Source organism: Falsihalocynthiibacter sp. SS001, assembly GCF_042445055.1.
GTDB lineage: Bacteria > Pseudomonadota > Alphaproteobacteria > Rhodobacterales > Rhodobacteraceae > Falsihalocynthiibacter.
In genome coordinates this window covers 2,856,782-2,876,224 of sequence record NZ_CP170339.1, presented here as the reverse complement: position 1 = coordinate 2,876,224, position 19,443 = coordinate 2,856,782, and the positions used below count along the sequence as shown (strand labels likewise).

Sequence of the window (19,443 nt, the reverse complement as noted above, 5' to 3'; positions counted from 1 at the left end):
GGATCAATCTCCTGCCGCGCGGCCTTTGAGGGCGATAATCCCTTTGGGGCGGAACTGGATGAATATGATGATAAAGATAATCATGTAGGTCTGAGCCGCGAGGGTGTTCGATGGGTTAAGCCACTCAACCGACTTCTGGAAGCCACCGATCAGAACCGCACCGGCAAGCGTGCCCCAGATATTACCAACACCGCCCACAACAACGGTCATGAAACTTTGAACGATATAGTCGCTCCCAAGCTCCGACGTGACCTTGGCGAAAAGCCCGATCGCGACCCCGGCGATACCCGCGATACCAGAGCCAAGCCCGAATGTAAGCATGTTGATACGGTCTGGGTTGATCCCCATTGAGGAGGCCATGCGCGGATTTTGCGTTACGGCGCGCACTTCGAGGCCGAGGCGGGTTTTCTTCATGATAAAGAGGAATAGCATGAGGAAGATCAGCGCGAGCACAAAGATGGCAATCCGAATGTAGCTTATCGAGATCACGTCATTGATAGTTAGTGCGCCATCGAGCCAGCTCGGCGATGTAAGCGGGCGCGCCTGAGTGCCAAAGATGTTTTTGGCCAGTTGTTGCAAGGCAACCGAAATCCCGAAGGTCGCAAGCAGCGTTTCCAGTGGGCGGTTGTAGAGCCAGCGAATAACAAGCCGTTCCATCGCGACACCCGCTGCGAACGTCACCAAGAACGCCGCAGGCAGCGCGACGATGAGGGACAGTGTGTAGTCGGGGATGATTTGCTGAACCACATAGCCCGTATAGGCACCCATCATGATGAACTCGCCGTGCGCCATGTTGATTACGCCCATCACGCCAAACGTAATCGCAAGGCCAATCGCCGCGAGGAAATAGATTGAGGCCAGCGACAATCCATCAAGCGTAAGGTCCACTGCCTGACTGATGCCGACGTTTACTTCGATCCCGTGCAGCGTATCATTCGCAGCCGTGGTGATCGCAGGGTCGGACTCGTCATAAATATCGTAGTAATTATGCGAAGCAATTGTGGCGCGCTGCTGGGCTACGGTCACAAGCGGCGGCACTAGGCCCTGATCGGCAAGTTCCGCATATGCTTTTTCGCGCGCTGCATCTGTTGAGAGTTGTGCCACGGGTACGCCGCCGACGCGCCCTTCGGCGATGTTCTCGGATAGTGCGATCCGGATTTCATCCTTAGTTGGAACAGCAGGCGCAAGCCCTTCAGCTTCGAGTAGGGCGTATGCCTCTTCGGGGCTTAGATCATCCCCAACAATGAGTTGCTTGGCGATATTGCCGTCGGCCTCACCCAATACCGCTACACGTTTGGTGCTTAAGATCGGGTTAAGCGCGCCGCGAATGTCGACACCTAGGTCGCCCTTGAAGGACTTAATCGCTTCGATGCGCTGGGCGGTATCCGTTTCGTACTGTGTGGAAAGCAGGCGTTCTAGTCGGATTTTTTCGACCTTCAATGCTGGGTCAGTTTCACCCTCAATCGCGCCACGTAGCGCGGGAAGGTGGCTTGCATTGGCATCTCGGCCGATAGCGACCAGCGCCTCGCGACGCTTTTCGATATCGGCGTCCATTAGTTGAAACTGAACCAGCGCCGCTCCCAGTAGGCCGCGCACGCCAGAGTTGGGTTTGATCTGATCAATTGCGCCCTTTTCGACGTTTCCGAGGGGCTCTTTGGTAATGACATCAAAGATATCGTAGTTTCCACTGTCATCCTTGCGCGCGGTTACGAACAGCTTGCTGTCTTTTACTTGCCAGAGTTCTTTGCCCTGCCATGTCTCAAGGACGCGCTGCGCTTCTGGGGCGCCACTGTCGCGTAAGGCCGCAATCGCTGGCTCAACCGTTTTGCGGGAGCTTTTGGCGATAATGGCCTCATGCGTGTTTAGAATTTCATGTATTTCATCGCTTTGGGCTGATGCCGCAAAGGGCGAAACCGCGAGCAGAAATGCCACAAAGAGCGCGAAGAGTTGGGTTTTCATGGGAGCCTGTCGGGGTAAATCTTGGGGAAGAAGAGGGCGCGAGCGCCCCCTCCGTTTGTTTCGTGAGTTCTTAGTAGTTGGATTTTAGCTGAACACAGGTTTCAGTTTCGGTGTTGTACATGCCGCAACCTAGGTCTTTCCAATCGGACTTGAGAACCGCAGATTCAGGTAGGAAATCTGTCCATGCATCGCCAGGAACTTCGCTTGTTTGGCTGATGATGTCGAATTGGCCGTCCTCTTGGATTTCGCCAATTAGTACAGGTTTCGCCAAGTGGTGGTTAGGCAACATAACCGCTGTGCCGCCTGTAAGGTTTGGGAATTCCTGCCCGTACATAGCCGTACGAACCGCGTCCACGTCAGTTGTACCCGCTGCTTCAACGGCGTTCACCCACATGTTAAAGCCGATGTAATGCGCTTCCATTGGGTCGTTTGTGACGCGCTCGTCGCCCATTTTGGCTTTCCATGCGTCGATGAATGCTGTGTTGGATTCGGCTTCTGCGGATTGGAAATAGTTCCAAGCTGCGAGGTGACCAACAAGGTTTGCCGTATCGAGGCCGGAAAGCTCTTCTTCACCAACCGAGAACGCTACAACTGGAATGTCGTCAGCGGAAACACCTGCGGCGGCAAGCTCTTTGTAGAAACCGATGTTCGCATCGCCGTTGATTGTCGAGATTACGCCGACTTTCTTGCCGTCTGCACCGAGCGCCACAACGTCAGCAACGATTTTGGACCAGTCGGAATGACCGAATGGTGTGTAGTTCACAAAGATATCTTCTTCTGCGATGCCTTTGTCTTTGAGGTACTGCTCAAGAATTTTATTTGTTGTGCGCGGGTAAACATAGTCAGTTCCCAACAGCGCGAATTTCTCAACACCCAATTCGTCGAGGTAGTAATCCGTCGCGGGAATTGCTTGTTGGTTCGGAGCGGCGCCCGTGTAGAACACGTTCTTGGAGCTTTCTTCGCCCTCATATTGAACGGGGTAGAACAGCAGGCCGTTCAGTTCTTCGATCACCGGAAGAACCGATTTACGCGAAACCGATGTCCAGTTGCCGAACATAACGTCGACCTCGTGAACCGTCAGAAGCTCGCGTGCTTTTTCCGCAAAGAGCGGCCAGTCGGACGCTGGATCAACAACAACAGGAACCAGCATTTCGCCGTTCACGCCGCCTTTGGCGTTCTGTTGTTCGATGAGCATCAGCATGGTGTCTTTGAGGGTCGTCTCAGAGATCGCCATAGTGCCGGAAAGTGAGTGGAGAATGCCAACTTTGATGTCGGCCTGCGCAGCGGTTGCCAATGTAGCAGCAACAGCGGCAGTAGAGAGGAGTTTCTTCATCATGTCTTTTTCCCTATTGAACCGTGGCACGGTACTGATCCGCGCTCAGGAAATAGGGTTAGGTAGGCATTGCGTTGCTGTCTGTAACTAAATAAGAAGCAATGTGTTGCAATATCTGCAACGCGCAAGAAAGGCAACACCGTGCGTCACCTTCAAATCTATCGCGCTATCAAGCTGATCGCAGAGCAGGGATCATTCCGTAAGGCATCGGAATTATTGGGAATTTCTCCTTCATCCCTTGTTAGACAGGTCAAGAGCATCGAGGATGAGTTGGGGGCCGAGATTTTTGACCGTCTTTCGGTGGGGGTTCGGCTCTCTACTGTCGGTGAAATATACCATCGCCACTTTATTGGGCACCTTGCTGAAATAGATCGCGCAAATGGAATCGTTGCGGACCTCAAAGGAGTCAGAATCGGCCACGTAAACCTTGCCGTAAGCGCTCCGTTCGCCTCGGGATTCTTGCCCAAGCAGATTAACGACTTCAGAGAAGCCCACCCAAGGGTGAATTTTTCGATCGTGACCAGTGACCGTGAGGGAATCGGAGATCTCTTGCTCAACGGTTCTGCTGATTTGGGTCTGATGCTTGAGCCACGCAGCCGCTCGGGCATTGAAATGCTGGCGGCTGAGCGCGGTTCAATTTCGCTTGTTTTGGCCAAGGGCAGCAAAACAGTTTTGTTCCCGCATGAGCTTGAAGATCATGATGTGATTTTCCCAACCAAAGGCACCGGCCTTAGGCAACTTCTTGACGCTCATTTCGCGCAGTCGAGATTGAATGTGCTACCCGCGCTTGAAGCGGACTTCCTCGTTGCGCCGAGCACGCTCCCCAAGCCTACACTTCAATTCTGGCCGACGCGCGCTCTTGATGCCGATATGGTTCAGAACTTTGGCGGACAGGTCGGAATCCTTCAGGCGCTGCCACGCTGTGAAATCGCACTCTGTCAGATCGAGGGGCGGCCGCTGCCGATTGCTGCGGCACGTTTCGTAAGTCAGTTAGTCAACGCGATCGGTACTTAACGGCGCAGTTCTTGCTCTAAACGTTGTTTGGCGATGGCCTCATTTTTGTCGGCTCGCTCCTTCTCGAATAGCGAGCTTTCGACATAATCGAGGTGAGCAACGGTGGCGGCCTTGGCGGCGATTGGATCGCGCGCCTGTATCGCTTCGTTGATTGCGCGGTGTTGTTCAAGTAGAGTGTCGCGGGTTACGCGCTGTTTGAACATGATTTGGCGGTTATAGAACACACCTTCGCGAAGCAGCTCGTACATCGCGCGCATCATGTGAAGCATCACTGAATTGTGGCTGGCCTCAATGATCGAGAGGTGAAACTCCGCATCCAGCGCGGCCTCCTCGGTTGGGTTGCGCTTGGTGTGTGCCGCTTCCATTTTTAGGAATAGCTGGTTGATGACTTCGCGGTCCACATCCGATCCGTACTCGGCGGCACGCTCTGCGGCCATGCTTTCCATATCCCGTCGAAACGCAACATAATCAAAGAACGCTTCGTCGTGCCGTCCGAAAAGCTGCACCAATGCCGAAGAAAACGCAGAGCCAAGCGCCTCGGATACATAGATGCCGGCCCCTGCTTTACTGGTGAGAAGCCCAGAGTTTTGCAACTCGGCAATTGCTTCACGCAAGCTTGGCCGTGATACGCCCATTCGCTCCGCAAGTTCGCGCTCAGACGGGAGGCGCTCGCCTGGACGCAAAATACCACGCAGGATAAGGCGCTCTATCTGATCAACGACGGAGTGCGAAAGTTTCTCGGATTGAATTTTCTGAAACGGCATTAGCGGTCCAATTGTGCGAAGCGAATTGGTAAAAATATATGACCACTCATTCTGATTGGCAACCATCGCCGAATTGAGGGGCGGAGTGTTCCCGCCCCTCGTTGGTGAATTATGTTGTCGGTGTAATCACAATCTCGACGCGGCGGTTTTGTGCTTTGCCTTGTTCGGTCAGGTTGCTTGCCACGGGGCTGTCTTCGCCCTTGCCAACCGCGGAAATACGTCCGCCAGAGACGCCGCTGCCAACAACATAGCTTTTTACGGCGTCCGCACGCTTTTGCGAGAGCGTCAAGTTATGTTCAGCGGTGCCAGTGTTATCGGTGTGGCCGTATACGGTGACTGTGGATTCTGGATATTGGTTCAGGTTAGCAGCGAGAGCGTTCAATTCTCCGTACAAGCCTGGTTTGACCGTAAAGCTATCTGAGTCAAAAAGAAGCCCTTGCGGCATGACAACAACGAGTTCTGAGCCGGTGTTAACCACGTCGATTTGACTATTGTTCAGAGACTGCTCCAGATCTTTTTGTTGTGCGGCAAGGACGCCACCGATTGCGGTTCCGACAATCGCGCCTGCTGCTGCACCGATGGCGGCTTCTTTGGGGCCACCCGTGACTGCGCCTGCGATGCCCCCGATCAGCCCGCCGATCATCGCGCCGTTTTTCTCTTTGTTCATGTTGGTTCCCGTCACATATGCAGGATCCGTACAGCTTGCGAGCGCAAGAACGGCACCACTTGCGAGGAGGAGGGAGGATTTCGTGCGTGTCATGTCAAACTACTTTCAATTTTCGGTTCTACCCTGTTTACAACAGCAAAACCGAAAAGCGATAGGGCATTACACTAAAGGTGCGCGAAATATCGCCTTTCTCTTACGAGGCTTCCTTATGGGCGCGCGCTGTTTCGTAGGCAAGCATGGCGCGCTTCACCGGAAGTCCCCAGTGATATCCGCCAAGCCCACCCGATTTGCGAAGCGCACGATGGCACGGAATGAGCCAACTTACCGGATTGCGACCCACCGCGGTTCCAACTGCGCGATGTGCGCGGGGGGGGCCGATGCGATTGGCGATCTCGGAATATGTCGTCACATTGCCACTAGGAATGTTCAGTAGGGCCTCCCAGACTTTTATTTGAAAAGGAGCACCAATAAGGTGAAGTTTGGCTTGGCCCGACTGTTCAAGGGCGGCCGTAACCCAGTGCGCAATCATATCGGGGTTTTCGACAAACGTTGCCTGCGGCCAGCGCTGCGCGAGATCGCGGTATGTTTCGTCGGCACCCATTTCGCTCGCAAACCCCATCCCGCAGATGCCCTTGTCTGTTCCCATTGCGAGGCACGGGCCAAAGGGGCTATCGAACCAACCTGTATAGATCGTTAGTCCAGCGCCTTTGCGGGCGAATTCGCCGGGGCTCATTGCTTCCCATCTTAGGAATAGATCATGCAGACGCCCACTTCCCGAAAGGCCCGTTTCATGCGCGGCGGCCAGAGTTGTGAACTGATTATCCAAAAGGTTCTTGGCGTGACCAAGTGTTAGATACTGCTGGTACCGCTTGGGGGAAACGCCGACCCAGCCTGAAAATAACCGTTGAAGATGTGCGGGGCTCATATGCACAGCGCCCGCCAATTCCTCTAGGGCGAGCGGTTTGCCGCCCGCCGCGTCGATGGCTTCGATAGCGCGTTTGACGACACCATAGTGATACTTGCTTTCGAGGTTGTGGTCGCTCATGCCGTTCTCCTTTGTGCCCATTTTAGAGCAGGCGCGCGATGGGTCGATCCATTTCTTGCGGTTTCACCGATTTTGCAGACTTGCCGCATTGGGCGCAAACGGGCATATTTCGAGCATGGCAAAACAGATGCATTACCATAAGATCCATGAGATTTTTTCGAGGTTTCAGGCCGCAGAGCCCGAACCCAAAGGCGAATTGGACCACACGAATGTCTATACATTGGTGGTCGCGGTCGCGCTTTCGGCGCAGGCCACTGATGTGGGCGTAAATAAAGCAACCAAAGAGCTGTTCAAGGTCGCTGATACACCTCAGAAGATGTTGGATCTGGGGCTTGAAGGGCTGACTGAGCATATCAAGACGATTGGCCTGTTTCGGCAGAAAGCCAAGAACGTCATGAAAATGAGCCAAATCCTTGTGGATGAATACGGCGGCGAGGTGCCTTCTTCTCGTGCAGCACTCGAAAGTTTGCCAGGGGTGGGACGCAAGACTGCGAACGTCGTTTTGAACATGTGGTGGCACATCCCCGCACAGGCCGTGGATACGCATATCTTTCGTTTTGGCAACCGATCTGGTGTGGCTACAGGCAAAGATGTCGTGGCCGTTGAGCGCGCCGTCGAAGATAATATCCCCGCCGAATTCCAAAGACACGCTCATCACTGGATGATTTTGCACGGACGGTATACATGCAAGGCGCGCAAACCTATGTGCGGCACCTGCTTGATACGCGATCTCTGTGAATTTGAGGAAAAGAACTATGACTAAGAAGTACCAGACCGTCGGCATCGGTAACGCGATTGTGGACGTGATTTCTCAGGATGATGATAACTTCCTCGAAATGATGGGCATAGAAAAAGGCATCATGCAGCTTGTCGAACGTGAGCGTGCTGAGGTTCTCTATGGCGCCATGAAAGAGCGCGTCCAAACGCCGGGCGGCTCGGTTGCCAACACGCTGGCGGGGCTTGGCGAACTTGGGCTTTCAACAGCATTCATCGGACGGGTTCATGATGACGCGCTGGGCCGTTTTTATGCGGATCGGATGAATTCGGGGGGGACAGATTTTGTGAACCCTCCTGTTGCTGGCGGTGACCTGCCAACGTCGCGATCAATGGTGTTTGTATCACCCGATGGCGAGCGCTCGATGAATACCTATCTCGGGATCTCGGCGGAACTGGGGCCAGAAGACGTCTCAGAAGAAGTCACGAGCCAAGCGGAAATCCTGTTCCTTGAGGGATACCTCTTTGACAAACCCAAGGGTAAAGCCGCGTTCGAAGCTGCTGCTAAATCCTGTCAGGCAACGGGCGGTAAAGCGGGTGTTGCGCTTTCTGATCCGTTCTGTGTGGATCGGCATCGCGATGATTTCCGTCAGCTGGCTCGCGATCTGGATTTCGTATTGGGCAACGAACAGGAATGGTGTGGCCTGTATGAAACGGATGATCTTGAGGTCGCGCTGGGCCATGCGGCGCTTGATTGTGGCCTGATTGCCTGCACGCGCTCTGGGGCCGAGGTCATCATCATTCAGGAAAATCAGCGCGCAATCGTGCCCGTAAATCGTATCGTTCCTGTGGATGCTACGGGCGCCGGAGATCAGTTCGCCGCGGGCTTCCTCTATGGAATAGCGACGGGGCAAAGCCTTGAAGTTGCGGGCAAAATGGGTTGCGTTGCCGCAGCAGAGGTGATCCGCCACGTAGGACCGCGCCCCAACGAAGACGTCAAGGCCCTGTTCCGTAAGGCCGAATTGATCGGATAATCTTCCTCTTTCCCTTTCGGTTAATCTCCTTACACTTGCGGAAAAATCGGGAGGGAAAATGCACGTTCTTATCATTGGTGCCGCCGGTATGGTCGGGCAAAAGCTCATGCGCGAACTGGTACACAGAGGAGAGCTGTCGGGGCGTGAAATCACGCATATGACGCTTGCGGATGTCGTTGCTCCCAATGCGCCAGAAAATTTTTCAGGGACGGTCACAACGCTTGAGGTTGATATTACCGCGCCTACGACCGCGACAGATTTAGTTGCAAGCAAGCCCGACGTGATCTTTCACCTCGCCGCTATTGTCTCGGGCGAGGCTGAGGTGAACTTCGACAAAGGCTACGCAATCAATATGGCTGCGTTCTTGGCCTTGCTTGAGGCTATTCGCGCCGTAGATAACTACGTTCCACGCCTTGTTTTCACTTCGTCTATTGCCGTCTTTGGTGCACCGTTTCCAGAGGCGATTCCCGATGATTTCCACTCTACGCCGCTCACGAGTTATGGCACGCAAAAGGCCATCGGCGAGTTGCTGTTGAATGATTATTCACGCAAAGGGTTTGTTGACGGGATCGGTATTCGCCTTCCGACGGTATGTATACGTCCGGGGAAACCGAACCTCGCGGCGTCTGGGTTTTTCTCGAATATCCTGCGGGAACCGTTGGTGGGGCAGAAGGCAGTTCTGCCCGTTTCCAAGGACGTTATGCATTGGCACGCGAGCCCTCGGGCGGCGGTCGGATTTCTGACTCATGCGGCAGAACTGGATACTTCGGTGCTTGGCGCGCGCCGGTCAATGTCGATGCCCGGACTCGCCGCGACCGTTCGAGAGCAGATCGATGCGCTCGGACGCGTTGCAGGGGCAGGCGCCGTACGTCTTATCCGTGAGGAACCGGACGCCGATATTATGAAAATAGTTGATGGCTGGCCACGCTCCTTCGCGCCCGAGCGGGCAATTTCGCTTGGGTTCGCGGCAGACAAGGATTTCGAAGAGATCATTAGAATCCATATCGAAGATGAGTTGGGCGGATCAATCTAGGCGCATCGTAGGCGGCGCTTCAACGCACCACGACGAGGTTAGGGTGCGCTTGCGCCGTCCGATAGTATTTCATGAAAACGCGCCGTTCCAATGTTGGAGCCACACGCTATGATGCCGATTTTCTTGCCCGTAAGTCGCGATTGAAGCGGCCCCATTATTGCCGCCGTTGATGCCGCACATGCGGGTTCGGCGGCGATTTTCAGCCCATCAAACAGCCGTTGCATGGCGGATCGCATTTCATCGTCGCTAATCTCAACCATCTCGTCTACGTGCATTTGCGCGAGTTTGAACGAGTAGGGCATCGCGAGCGGTGATCCGAGGCTGTCGGCGATTGTTGCAACGCGCTCAATACGTTGCGGGGAGCCCGCTACAAGTGATTTGGTCATGCTGTTCGCGCCAAAGGGCTCTACGCCATAAACGCTAATCTCGGGATTCTGGAGCTTCACCGCCCGCGCGATGCCACTAATGAGGCCACCACCACCGACGGGAACGACAATCGCCTCAAGGTCTGGCGTGTCGGCGAGGATTTCGCGCCCAACCGTGGCTGCGCCGAGTGTCATGAATGGGCTTTCAAAGGGGTGAAGGGGCGTTGCGCCCTCTTGGGCGAGTACATCCATTCGCTCAAACGCGGAGGCAATATCGTCGCAAAGCTCGACCTCTGCGCCTAGCGCGCGGCATCCGTTAATGCGCGCGGGATCGGTGGCTTTGGGCATGATGACACGCGCCGAGATACCGGACTTTTTGGCACCCCAAGCAACCGCAAGCGCATGATTTCCTCCGCTAACCGCGACAACGCCTGCCGCGCGCGCGGCATCGTCCATTGCCGCAATCGCCAACAGAACACCGCGCGCCTTGAATGTTCCTGTCTCTTGAAACAGTTCCAGCTTCATCGTGACGTCGGACCCCTCCGGCAACACTGCGATGCGATCATGGCTGAGGCGGACAGAGGGCGTGCGAATGATTTGGCCGCGCAGCGTATCTGCTGCGGCATCAATATCGGCAAGGGTCGGGAGTGTCATTTATTGTCCTAGTTTTGCGTGCACTTCATCAAGGTCAATCTCGCGCAACGGCATCTTATTCGCCGGATTCTCAAAGTCGTAATGAAACAGTCGAAAATCCCGTTTGTAGATTTCGTAGATCAGATGCATCGAGAGGTCATCGAAGTAATCCTCTACGGGATGCTGGCGCTTGGGTCCATGCCCCTCGCTCTCGTTAAAGCGCGGAATAGACGAGAGGTCTACGTGATGTGGCGTTTCAATTGCGTCCAAGACTTGTTGCATGCCGTCATTGAACCGCTCAGTGAAAATAATTCTGTTAAAGCGCCCGCCATTTTGAATGAAGGTCGAAACATGCCCCGCCATCGCGGACCAGTGAATATCCGGCTCCATCGGCCGCCGCCACTTGATGCTGTCACGCGCAAAGAGCAGGAAACGCCGAAAACTCTTTATCTGGTCAAACTCGAATCCGTTTTCGGGATCGCCGACCTCGATTCCATATTTTTGCATCAACAGGGGCACAAGATTCCCACGGTATCGTTTGCCGTTGCGTTGAATCCCACAGATTTTGTCAAAGAATGAACTAAGGATGCGCGTATATGGGTTGCGCACGCAGGTGAATGCAAAGGTCTCTCCGCTTAGGGCACGATCCTGTATGTGCGGCTGGCTTTCTTCTTGGGCCCATTTATGAAGTCCCGTGGTCGAGTCATGGATGTCGCCGTTAAAAAACGAGCCGTGGTCGGAATAATACATGATCTGACCGATGGTCGAGCATGCGCATTTGGGAACAACGCGATAAATCACGCTTTCGCTTTCAGTCATCCAAGTGCCAGGAAAGCCCATATTCTGTTCGCCTCCGAAAAAACTGCAACCAATGAATAATTCGGCGCACAACAATATTTGTTTAAAAAAGCAAAGAAATGCTGTTTTATCAACGTCCTTTAAGGGTATTTAGGTGGACAGTCTCGAAATAAAACGGTTTTGGTTCTTTTATGGCGAAAATTGCGTTCATTCTACTGTGTCACAAAGATCCGGATGCCGTCATTGCACAGGCTGAACGGCTTACGCTGGCCGGAGATTGCATGGCGATTCATTTCGACGCCTCTGCCAAAATCGAAGACTTCATCCAGATCAAAGAGGCTCTCGCGGATAATCCGAACGTTGTTTTTGCATCAAAGCGGATTCGATGTGGTTGGGGGGCGTGGAGCTTGGTACAGGCCACGCTTTACGCCGTTGATGCCGCCGAGAAAGCCTTCCCTCGTGCTACGCATTTCTACATGCTCTCGGGGGATTGCATGCCCGTTAAGTCGGCGGCATATGCGCATGAGTTTCTCGATGCCCATGACGTGGATTACATCGAAAGTTTTGACTTTTTTCAAAGTGACTGGATCAAAACCGGCATGAAAGAAGAGCGTCTGACATATAGGCACTTCTTTAATGAGCGCACGAACAAATGGCTTTTCTACAGGAGTTTCGAGCTTCAAAAATATCTTGGGTTAGAACGCGAGATACCAGCAGATATTCAGGTACAGATCGGAAGCCAGTGGTGGTGTCTGCGGCGGCGAACGATTGAATGGATTTTGCAGTTCACCAAAGAGCGCAAGGATGTGATGCGCTTCTTTCGAACAACTTGGATTCCCGACGAAACCTTCTTCCAAACGTTGGTGCGCCACCTTGTTCCTCGCGACGAGATCAAGGCCCGCACGCTGACGTTTCTGATGTTTTCGGATTATGGGATGCCGGTGACATTCTATAACGATCACTATGATCTCTTGCTTCGGCAAGACTTCCTCTTTGCGCGTAAAATTAGCCCCGAGGCTATTGAGCTAAAACGTCGTTTGGGCGCGCTATATGCGAGTGAGGATGCGACGTTCGAAGTATCCAACGAAGGGCGGAATCTATTTCATTTCCTGACGGGCCGCGGACGCATTGGACGACGGTTCGGAACTCGTTTTTGGGAGGCCGAGAGCAGTTTGGGGAGTGAGCGCGAACTCCTTGTTGTGGTTTGTAAGAAATGGCACGTGGCGAAGCGCCTTTTGGAAGGGTTGCGTGGCCAAGCTGATTTCCCAACGATTGAATACCTCTTTAACGAGGAGGCGACAGCACTTCCAGACCTTGGCGGTATTCAGGTTGGCCTTTCAAAACGGCAGCGGCATCGGCGTGCATTGATCGGAATGCTGTTTGATTATTATGACTCCGACAGGATGGTTATTTGTCTTGATAACAATAACCTAAGTTTGATGCAGGATTTTGCATCGGGCAGAAATAGAATGAAACTACTTGAGATCGAATGTGATTTCTCGGACGAATATTTGCTTGGACATGCTAAGCGCGTCGGGCTGGCGGGGGAGCACGCAACACTAGAGGGAAATGATATGTTGTTGACGACGGTGCGCAATGACATGACCCATGAGAAAGACGCAATGCGTGACGCGAACTTTACCCATCACTATCGAATTCGCGAGAGGAATTCCCCCTCCGAGAACGCTGGGCCGCTTGCAGAATTTCTTGATATTTCGGTCGAAAAGGCTCAAGAACTGACATCCATTCAACACCTTTTCTCAGACTGAGAATAGCCGCAAAAGGAAAATCCGATGGCCTACGAATACGACTCCGAGAACATTTTTGCGAAGATTCTACGTGGAGAGATTCCGAATTCTACGGTGCTTGAGACAGAACACACTTTGGCCTTTCGTGACATCACGCCTCAAGCGCCAGAGCATGTGTTGGTGATCCCGCGCGGAGAGTATGTCTGTTTTGACCACTTCGCTCTTGCCGCCAGTGATGCGGAAATCTTGGATTTCAACCGCACAGTTGGCAAGATTTGCGCGATGCTGGGTGTTCAGCCTGGTGAAGGTGGCGGGGGCTATCGACTTATTGCGAATTCGGGCGAGGCCGCAGTTCAGGAAGTGCCGCATATGCACGTTCACATCCTTGCTGGGCGTCCGCTTGGCCGAATGCTCAATCCTGCCTAGGCGGATTTCTTATGTGTGGTGAGGGCGAGGAATGCGTCTTGTAGGTCTGCTTCCTCACTGCGCACATCGCGTATGATGATTCCCGCATTGCGAAGCGAGTCGAGGATCGTGTTCGCCGTTATCTTGGAGCTTGGATAAGTGATGGCGAGTGTCCCGTCTTTGCGGACAGTCCAACTTGTATCGGCAGGGGTATCGAATTCGGCGACGGGGCTCTCTGGGGTGATCACGAGTGTTTTCTGATCCATGCGGCCCACCAATGTTTTGGTTTGCTCGCGAACGATCAGTTCGCCGTGGTTGATGATGCCGATTTCGTCGCACATTTCCTCGGCTTCTTCGAGGTAGTGCGTCGTCAGAATAATGGTCATCCCTTGAGCGTTGAGCTTGCGCACATTGTCCCACAGCATCTGACGAATTTCGATATCGACGCCTGCGGTTGGCTCGTCAAGAACGAGGATATTCGGGTGATGCACGAGCGCCTTGCCGAGCAAAAGCCGCCGCCGCATCCCGCCCGATAGCGTGCGTGCATAGGCATCCGCTTTGTCCGAGAGGCCAATCATTTCGAGAATCTCGTCACTGGTTCTTCGGGACGAGGGGACGCCATAAAGCCCCGCTTGTACCTCTAGGGCCTCTCGCGGCGAAAAGAACGGGTCTACGTTCAGTTCCTGCGGCATGACGCCGATCGCAGCGCGCGACTGGCGCGGATTGATGTCTTGGTCAAACCCCCAGATGTTCACTCTCCCCGAGGTCTTAAGGACAAGCCCCGCCAGAATGTTGATAAGCGTCGATTTCCCCGCGCCGTTTGGCCCGAGCAGTCCGAAAATACTTCCTTTGGGAATCGCCAGATCAACACCCTTCAGGGCTTCTTTGTCCGGTTGATTGCCCTGTCCGGCGTAAGTCTTTTTGAGGGCCGTTATTTCAAGCGCGTTTTCAACCATTTCAAGTGTCCCGTTTCGGTTTTCGATCTTGCTCCTGCGGCCCTGATCGCTATCATGCACCAGACTTAAGCCCGAAGAGTGCCTTCGACAAGCTAAACGGAGCCAACATGACAACACAAGCACCCGAAACCGTGATCGTAGAGCAAAGCCGCGTGGCGTGTGATGGCGGCGAAGGATCACTGGGGCATCCTCGCGTTTGGCTCTTGATTCCTGAAGATACAGGTTTTGTCGAGTGCGGTTACTGCGACAAGAAACTCATCCTCAAGGGTGGCCCCGCCGACAAATAGCGCGGCCTATTACAATTCTAGAAACACAATATGTTTGCCCCATTTGCCGCGCATATGGGTGGTGTGCTCTTGTGCGATATGCAAAGATTGTCACCGGATAAATTCAAAAAGGGCGTGTTATGGATTCCTCATTCGGCAAGGGCTGTCACCTTCATCTGATCGACGGTTCAGCGTTCATTTTTCGCGCATACCACGCTCTGCCGCCGCTTACGCGCAAGTCTGACGGGCTGCCCATTGGGGCTGTTGCGGGCTTTTGTAATATGTTGTTCAAACAGGTCGAAGACAACAAAAGCGGCGATGCACCGACGCACGTGGCGGTGATTTTTGATCATTCCGGCAAAACGTTCCGCAATGACCTCTATGACCAATACAAAGCTAACCGCCCCCCAGCACCAGAGGACCTGCGTCCGCAGTTTCCACTGACCCGCCAAGCGACCCGCGCCTTTAACATTGCTTGCATCGAGATCGAGGGGTTTGAGGCCGACGATATTATCGCCACGCTCTCGCGCCAAGCGGATGAAGCAGGCGGACGCTGTACAATCATTTCGAGCGACAAGGACATGATGCAACTTGTTGGCGGCGGCGTTGAAATGCTCGACGTGATGAAGGGCAAGCGCATTGATCGGGAAGGTGTTTTCGAGAAGTTCGGCGTAGGCCCCGAGCGTGTCGTCGATGTTCAGGCATTGGCGGGCGATAGCGTGGATAACGTGCCGGGTGCTCCTGGAATCGGCCTCAAGACTGCCGCGCTTCTGATCAACGAATACGGTGATCTTGAAACACTTCTGGAGCGTTCTTCCGAAATCAAACAACCCAAGCGCCGTCAAACGCTGATTGATAACGACAAACTCATTCGTATCTCGCGGGACTTGGTAAAGCTCGACACGCATATGGACTTGGATTTCACGCTCGAGAGCCTTGAAATTCGGGAGCCTGATCCAGAAGAGCTTCTCAATTTCCTAAACGAGATGGAGTTCCGCACGCTCACTAAACGCGTTGCGGATAAAATGGGCGTTGATGCGCCGACACCCGCAGAGGTCCCCACCAACAAAGCGGCAGAAGCGCGCCCTATCGTTGAGTTCAACCCAGAGAAATACGAATGCGTGCGTGATGCAGTGGAGCTTCAGAGATGGATCGACGCGGCCTATCGTCGTGGCTGGGTTGCGGTCGATACCGAGACAACTGGCCTGAATGAAATGACCGCTGATTTGGTGGGTATTTCGCTTTGTGTTGAAGCGGGAGAAGCTTGTTACATCCCCCTCGCGCATCTGGCGGACGCGGGCGAGGATTTGTTTGCCTCAAACGCTAAAGCAGAAGGTCAAATAGAGCTGCAATCCGCGCTCGATATGCTTCAGCCGATGCTTGAGGATCCATCGATCATCAAAATTGGCCAGAACATGAAGTACGACGCCAAGATATTAAAGCGTTACGGTATTTCCGTTGCACCGATTGATGATACGATGTTGATGTCATACGCCATGAACGCGGGTATTCATAATCACGGAATGGACACCTTGAGCGAGCGCTACCTTGAACACTCGCCAATTCCGATCAAATCGCTGCTTGGAACGGGAAAGTCGGCAATTACGTTTGACAAAGTTCCCGTAGATGAAGCCGTAAAATATGCAGCGGAAGATGCGGATATCACGCTTCGGCTCTGGCAGGAATTCAAGCCACAGTTGCATCAGAAACGCGTCACCAATGTCTATGAAACGCTGGAGCGTCCGTTGGTGCCAGTGCTCGCGGAAATGGAGATGCACGGGATCAAGGTTGATCGCGACACGCTCTCGCGGATGTCCAACGCCTTTGCGCAGAAAATGGCGGGGCTTGAGGCGGAAATACACGAAATGGCCGGCGAAAACTTCAATGTCGGATCGCCCAAGCAGCTTGGTGAAATCCTGTTTGATAAGATGGGTATTGAAGGCGGCAAAAAGGGTAAAACCGGAGCCTATACAACAGGTGCGGATATTCTCGAGGACTTGGCCGCCGAGGGGCATGACCTTCCGGCGCGGGTTCTTGATTGGCGTCAGCTGAGCAAGCTGAAATCAACGTATACCGACGCGCTACAATCTCATATCAACCCCGATACCGGGCGCGTGCATACGTCCTATTCGATCGCTGGTGCCAATACAGGGCGCTTGGCCTCGACAGAGCCGAACCTTCAAAACATTCCAGTCCGAAGCGAAGAGGGCCGCCGCATTCGCGAAGCATTTGTTGCCGACGAGGGCAAAACGCTCATCAGTTTGGACTATAGCCAGATTGAGTTACGTATTCTCGCGCATATCGCGGGGATCGAGACCCTGCAGCAAGCGTTCAAAGACGGTCATGACATCCATGCGATGACAGCGAGCGAGATGTTCGATGTGCCGCTTGACCAGATGACGCCCGAAATTCGGCGTCAGGCCAAGGGCATCAACTTTGGCGTGATTTACGGCATCTCCGGATTCGGCCTTGCCCGAAACCTTCGGATTCCACGCAAAGAAGCGCAGGGGTTCATTGATCGCTATTTTGAACGTTTCCCCGGCATTCGGGACTACATGGACGAGACCATAAAGTTCGCGCGTGACCATGAGTATGTGCAGACGCTCTTTGGCCGCAAAATTAACACGCCTGAGATCAACGCAAAAGGTCCGCATGCAGGGTTTGCCAAACGGGCAGCCATCAACGCCCCGATTCAAGGGACCGCCGCGGACGTTATTCGCCGCGCCATGATCCGAATGCCCGCTGCGATTCAAGGCCTGCCAGCCAAGATGTTGCTACAGGTGCACGACGAATTGATCTTTGAGGTTGAGGATGGCGCCGTGGACGAGACTATTTCGGTCGTTCGTGAGGTTATGGAGAACGCATCCATGCCAGCGATCAAGCTTGATGTGCCCCTAGAGGTGGATGCTGGGCAGGGTGCGAACTGGGCCGAGGCGCACTAGCATTCGCGATTTCGAATGACGTAGAAATCCGCGAGTGTTTTGCCGCGTTCTGGCTTGAAGGGGTCTGATTCTTCGATACGGTTCATGCGGTCGAGGCGAAACATGCGGAAATTCTCACGCAACTCGCACCAGCCAACAAGCGTCCAAACCTTACCCCAGAACCAGAGCCCAAGCGGCCGAACCGTGCGCACGCTTGGGGTGCCGTCCTCTTTCTCATAATGCAGGACAAGTTTCTGATTTCGTTCCACGGCTTTCTCAACGCGATCAATCACCTTGCGCTCATCGTCCGAGAACCAAAATGGGTTGGGCGCAAAAATTTGAACTTCGTCGGCGCGGCGGCGTGCATCTTCGGGTAGGACCGCTTCGATCTTGGCAAGGGCCTCTTCGGCGGCCAGCGCCATTTCGGAACCACCCCATGCCCGCAACATTCGCGCACCAGCGACAAGGGCCGTGATTTCCTTGCGATTAAACATGAGCGGGGGAAGGTCGTACCCTTCGCGCATCAAATACCCAACGCCCGCTTCGCCATCAATCGGAACGCCAGACCCGATTAAATCAGCGATGTCGCGATAAATCGTGCGCTCGCTGACCTCAAGCCGATCCGCGAGCGTTTTCGCAGTAAGAAGCCGACCGCCCCGCAGATATTGAACGATCTGAAATAGACGGTCGGCCCGACGCATTTAGGACGCCAACTCAAACAGCCCGATGGAATTGCCATCAGGATCTTCGATATACTGAAAACGCCCCGCTGGTATCGTAACGGGGTCACCAATCAGGGTTGCGCCCGCGGCTTTGGAGCGCTCTGTGCAAGCTTCGAGCTCATCGGGCACGACGAGATGTACCGTTGCGCCCGTGCCCTTGGCGGCGGGTTTGCCTTTATAGATGTGGCCGGAAATCTCCTTAGGGTCCGTCATTGGTAAGAACACGATTTCACCACCGCCGAACTCTGTGATTTCGAGCTTGGCATCCAGAACCGCGCTATAGAATTCGCAGCCTGATTTTAGGTCGTTAACTGGGATTTCGGCCCAACAGATCGCGTGTTTTGGGGAGGCAGACATAATATTTCCTTTCATGAAATAGTTGGTAATGCCTGTATTTCACACCCCTCCTGACAGCCTTATGTCAGGAGCCTTTACGTGGCGCTAACCTAATTTTTTCTGATCGATCAGTGGGAAGAACGTGCCTTGTGACCAAATGCCGAAAAACTCTTTTCCATCAACGTCTTGCGATGTTCCCAGATCAACCAGTCGATAAAAGCTCTTGCGGTCAATGAGCGCCTCAAGGTTTGCGCGCACCAAGACATAGGGCGTTGGTTCCTGTGTGTCAGGATCAAAATCAATACGAATGGGCGCTTCTGGGCCTGCCGTGACTGTATCACCCACATGAGTCGTAAAGGTGATGGATTGCGCTTCGCCCTCACCTTCAACGGCAAAGTCAATCGCGACAAACGGGGCGTCGTCGACGGTAATTCCGACCTTCTCAACGGGCGTCACAAGGAAGTAATCATCCCCATCACGCCGCAGGATTGACGAGAATAGCTGAACCAGCGCGTGACGGCCAATGGGCGTGCCCAAATAGAACCATGTTCCATCCCGCGCAATTCGCATGTCCAGATCGCCACAGAACGGCGGATTCCATAGATGCACGGGCGCCGGACCCTTTTTGCCAGCCTCACGCGCGGCGGCAATCAGGGTGTTTGGAAGCTCGGAAGCCGACGGTTCGGACGGCGTTCTCACGATCTTTTCATCAGATTTCGCTTTTGTCATT

19 protein-coding genes are annotated in these 19,443 nt (G+C 53.9%); 8 read left to right on the top strand and 11 right to left on the bottom strand.

Annotated elements, in window-relative coordinates; translation table 11 throughout:
* Nucleotides 1-3: 3 nt before the first annotated feature.
* Together urtB and urtA are read right to left on the bottom strand one after the other, a co-directional pair.
* The gene (gene urtB, locus ACFE33_RS13740) at nucleotides 4-1,959 is read right to left on the bottom strand and encodes an urea ABC transporter permease subunit UrtB (RefSeq protein WP_380054492.1); all 1,956 of its coding nucleotides are present in this window, start codon (nucleotides 1,957-1,959) and stop codon (nucleotides 4-6) included.
* 70 nt (nucleotides 1,960-2,029) lie between these two features.
* Nucleotides 2,030-3,292 (bottom strand): urea ABC transporter substrate-binding protein, encoded by a 1,263-nt coding sequence (urtA, locus tag ACFE33_RS13735; protein WP_380058725.1) that lies wholly within the window; start codon nucleotides 3,290-3,292, stop codon nucleotides 2,030-2,032.
* A gap of 141 nt (nucleotides 3,293-3,433) precedes the next feature.
* Here urtA and ACFE33_RS13730 point away from each other — a divergent pair, with 141 nt between their 5' ends.
* Nucleotides 3,434-4,306, top strand: a complete 873-nt coding sequence (locus tag ACFE33_RS13730) for a LysR family transcriptional regulator (protein ID WP_380054489.1) — start codon at nucleotides 3,434-3,436, stop codon at nucleotides 4,304-4,306.
* Here ACFE33_RS13730 and ACFE33_RS13725 read toward each other — a convergent pair.
* From ACFE33_RS13725 to ACFE33_RS13715, 3 genes are all read right to left on the bottom strand, one after another.
* Nucleotides 4,303-5,070 (bottom strand): FadR/GntR family transcriptional regulator, encoded by a 768-nt coding sequence (locus tag ACFE33_RS13725; protein ID WP_380054486.1) that lies wholly within the window; start codon nucleotides 5,068-5,070, stop codon nucleotides 4,303-4,305. The two genes, ACFE33_RS13730 and ACFE33_RS13725, sit on opposite strands and share 4 nt — an antisense overlap.
* Nucleotides 5,071-5,179: 109 nt before the next feature.
* Nucleotides 5,180-5,830, bottom strand: a complete 651-nt coding sequence (locus tag ACFE33_RS13720; protein WP_380054483.1) for an OmpA family protein — start codon at nucleotides 5,828-5,830, stop codon at nucleotides 5,180-5,182.
* Nucleotides 5,831-5,930: 100 nt separating this feature from the next.
* Entirely contained in the window at nucleotides 5,931-6,782 is an 852-nt protein-coding gene (locus ACFE33_RS13715) for a methylated-DNA--[protein]-cysteine S-methyltransferase (RefSeq protein ID WP_380054481.1), read from the bottom strand.
* Between the two features lie 115 nt (nucleotides 6,783-6,897).
* Here ACFE33_RS13715 and nth point away from each other — a divergent pair, with 115 nt between their 5' ends.
* From nth to denD, 3 genes are read left to right on the top strand one after another with little or no spacing between them, the layout of a single operon-like run.
* The gene (nth, locus tag ACFE33_RS13710; RefSeq protein WP_380054478.1) at nucleotides 6,898-7,545 is read left to right on the top strand and encodes an endonuclease III; all 648 of its coding nucleotides are present in this window, start codon (nucleotides 6,898-6,900) and stop codon (nucleotides 7,543-7,545) included.
* Nucleotides 7,538-8,530, top strand: coding sequence for an adenosine kinase (locus ACFE33_RS13705; RefSeq protein ID WP_380054475.1), 993 nt, complete (start codon nucleotides 7,538-7,540; stop codon nucleotides 8,528-8,530). Before nth ends, ACFE33_RS13705 begins: the two co-directional genes overlap by 8 nt.
* 58 nt (nucleotides 8,531-8,588) lie before the next feature.
* Nucleotides 8,589-9,563, top strand: a complete 975-nt coding sequence (denD, locus tag ACFE33_RS13700) for a D-erythronate dehydrogenase (RefSeq protein ID WP_380054473.1) — start codon at nucleotides 8,589-8,591, stop codon at nucleotides 9,561-9,563.
* Between the two features lie 38 nt (nucleotides 9,564-9,601).
* Here the strand turns inward: denD and ACFE33_RS13695 are convergent, their stop codons facing one another.
* Together ACFE33_RS13695 and ACFE33_RS13690 are read right to left on the bottom strand one after the other, a co-directional pair.
* The gene (locus tag ACFE33_RS13695; protein ID WP_380054470.1) at nucleotides 9,602-10,582 is read right to left on the bottom strand and encodes a threonine/serine dehydratase; all 981 of its coding nucleotides are present in this window, start codon (nucleotides 10,580-10,582) and stop codon (nucleotides 9,602-9,604) included.
* Nucleotides 10,583-11,401 carry a sulfotransferase family protein gene (locus ACFE33_RS13690; RefSeq protein ID WP_380054467.1) on the bottom strand — a complete coding sequence of 273 codons (819 nt, stop codon included), beginning with the start codon at nucleotides 11,399-11,401 and terminating at the stop codon, nucleotides 10,583-10,585.
* 149 nt (nucleotides 11,402-11,550) lie between these two features.
* Here ACFE33_RS13690 and ACFE33_RS13685 point away from each other — a divergent pair, with 149 nt between their 5' ends.
* Nucleotides 11,551-13,128: a DUF5928 domain-containing protein gene (locus ACFE33_RS13685; RefSeq protein ID WP_380054464.1), complete on the top strand. Its 1,578-nt coding sequence runs from the start codon at nucleotides 11,551-11,553 to the stop codon at nucleotides 13,126-13,128.
* A 24-nt stretch (nucleotides 13,129-13,152) separates the two neighbouring features.
* Complete coding sequence (locus tag ACFE33_RS13680) at nucleotides 13,153-13,533, top strand: HIT domain-containing protein (protein WP_380054461.1); 381 nt, start codon at nucleotides 13,153-13,155, stop codon at nucleotides 13,531-13,533.
* Here ACFE33_RS13680 and ACFE33_RS13675 read toward each other — a convergent pair.
* Nucleotides 13,530-14,468 (bottom strand): ABC transporter ATP-binding protein, encoded by a 939-nt coding sequence (locus ACFE33_RS13675; RefSeq protein WP_380054459.1) that lies wholly within the window; start codon nucleotides 14,466-14,468, stop codon nucleotides 13,530-13,532. The two genes, ACFE33_RS13680 and ACFE33_RS13675, sit on opposite strands and share 4 nt — an antisense overlap.
* A 107-nt stretch (nucleotides 14,469-14,575) precedes the next feature.
* Between ACFE33_RS13675 and ACFE33_RS13670 the strand changes: the two genes are divergently transcribed.
* Entirely contained in the window at nucleotides 14,576-14,755 is a 180-nt protein-coding gene (locus ACFE33_RS13670; protein ID WP_380054457.1) for a zinc-finger domain-containing protein, read from the top strand.
* Between the two features lie 119 nt (nucleotides 14,756-14,874).
* Nucleotides 14,875-17,676, top strand: a complete 2,802-nt coding sequence (gene polA, locus ACFE33_RS13665) for a DNA polymerase I (RefSeq protein ID WP_380054455.1) — start codon at nucleotides 14,875-14,877, stop codon at nucleotides 17,674-17,676.
* Here the strand turns inward: polA and ACFE33_RS13660 are convergent.
* The 3 genes from ACFE33_RS13660 to ACFE33_RS13650 form a co-directional block, all read right to left on the bottom strand.
* Nucleotides 17,673-18,356 carry a helix-turn-helix transcriptional regulator gene (locus ACFE33_RS13660; RefSeq protein ID WP_380054452.1) on the bottom strand — a complete coding sequence of 228 codons (684 nt, stop codon included), beginning with the start codon at nucleotides 18,354-18,356 and terminating at the stop codon, nucleotides 17,673-17,675. The genes polA and ACFE33_RS13660 overlap by 4 nt on opposite strands.
* On the bottom strand, nucleotides 18,357-18,734 hold the full coding sequence (locus tag ACFE33_RS13655) for a VOC family protein (RefSeq protein ID WP_380054449.1): 378 nt from the start codon (nucleotides 18,732-18,734) through the stop codon (nucleotides 18,357-18,359).
* Between the two features lie 84 nt (nucleotides 18,735-18,818).
* Nucleotides 18,819-19,442 (bottom strand): DUF1285 domain-containing protein, encoded by a 624-nt coding sequence (locus ACFE33_RS13650; protein ID WP_380054447.1) that lies wholly within the window; start codon nucleotides 19,440-19,442, stop codon nucleotides 18,819-18,821.
* Nucleotide 19,443: the final 1 nt, after the last annotated feature.

What these genes read in the sequence shown, in the direction of transcription:
- ACFE33_RS13695 (WP_380054470.1), bottom strand. Translation starts at nt 10,582, where the DNA reads ATGACACTCCCGACCCTTGCCGATATTGATGCCGCAGCAGATACGCTG.
- ACFE33_RS13720 (WP_380054483.1), bottom strand. Translation starts at nt 5,830, where the DNA reads ATGACACGCACGAAATCCTCCCTCCTCCTCGCAAGTGGTGCCGTTCTT.
- urtA (WP_380058725.1), bottom strand. Translation starts at nt 3,292, where the DNA reads ATGAAGAAACTCCTCTCTACTGCCGCTGTTGCTGCTACATTGGCAACC.
- ACFE33_RS13650 (WP_380054447.1), bottom strand. Translation starts at nt 19,442, where the DNA reads ATGACAAAAGCGAAATCTGATGAAAAGATCGTGAGAACGCCGTCCGAA.
- ACFE33_RS13675 (WP_380054459.1), bottom strand. Translation starts at nt 14,468, where the DNA reads ATGGTTGAAAACGCGCTTGAAATAACGGCCCTCAAAAAGACTTACGCC.
- nth (WP_380054478.1), top strand. Translation starts at nt 6,898, where the DNA reads ATGGCAAAACAGATGCATTACCATAAGATCCATGAGATTTTTTCGAGG.
- ACFE33_RS13715 (WP_380054481.1), bottom strand. Translation starts at nt 6,782, where the DNA reads ATGAGCGACCACAACCTCGAAAGCAAGTATCACTATGGTGTCGTCAAA.
- ACFE33_RS13685 (WP_380054464.1), top strand. Translation starts at nt 11,551, where the DNA reads ATGGCGAAAATTGCGTTCATTCTACTGTGTCACAAAGATCCGGATGCC.
- ACFE33_RS13705 (WP_380054475.1), top strand. Translation starts at nt 7,538, where the DNA reads ATGACTAAGAAGTACCAGACCGTCGGCATCGGTAACGCGATTGTGGAC.
- denD (WP_380054473.1), top strand. Translation starts at nt 8,589, where the DNA reads ATGCACGTTCTTATCATTGGTGCCGCCGGTATGGTCGGGCAAAAGCTC.
- ACFE33_RS13725 (WP_380054486.1), bottom strand. Translation starts at nt 5,070, where the DNA reads ATGCCGTTTCAGAAAATTCAATCCGAGAAACTTTCGCACTCCGTCGTT.
- urtB (WP_380054492.1), bottom strand. Translation starts at nt 1,959, where the DNA reads ATGAAAACCCAACTCTTCGCGCTCTTTGTGGCATTTCTGCTCGCGGTT.
- polA (WP_380054455.1), top strand. Translation starts at nt 14,875, where the DNA reads ATGGATTCCTCATTCGGCAAGGGCTGTCACCTTCATCTGATCGACGGT.
- ACFE33_RS13670 (WP_380054457.1), top strand. Translation starts at nt 14,576, where the DNA reads ATGACAACACAAGCACCCGAAACCGTGATCGTAGAGCAAAGCCGCGTG.
- ACFE33_RS13655 (WP_380054449.1), bottom strand. Translation starts at nt 18,734, where the DNA reads ATGTCTGCCTCCCCAAAACACGCGATCTGTTGGGCCGAAATCCCAGTT.
- ACFE33_RS13660 (WP_380054452.1), bottom strand. Translation starts at nt 18,356, where the DNA reads ATGCGTCGGGCCGACCGTCTATTTCAGATCGTTCAATATCTGCGGGGC.
- ACFE33_RS13680 (WP_380054461.1), top strand. Translation starts at nt 13,153, where the DNA reads ATGGCCTACGAATACGACTCCGAGAACATTTTTGCGAAGATTCTACGT.
- ACFE33_RS13690 (WP_380054467.1), bottom strand. Translation starts at nt 11,401, where the DNA reads ATGGGCTTTCCTGGCACTTGGATGACTGAAAGCGAAAGCGTGATTTAT.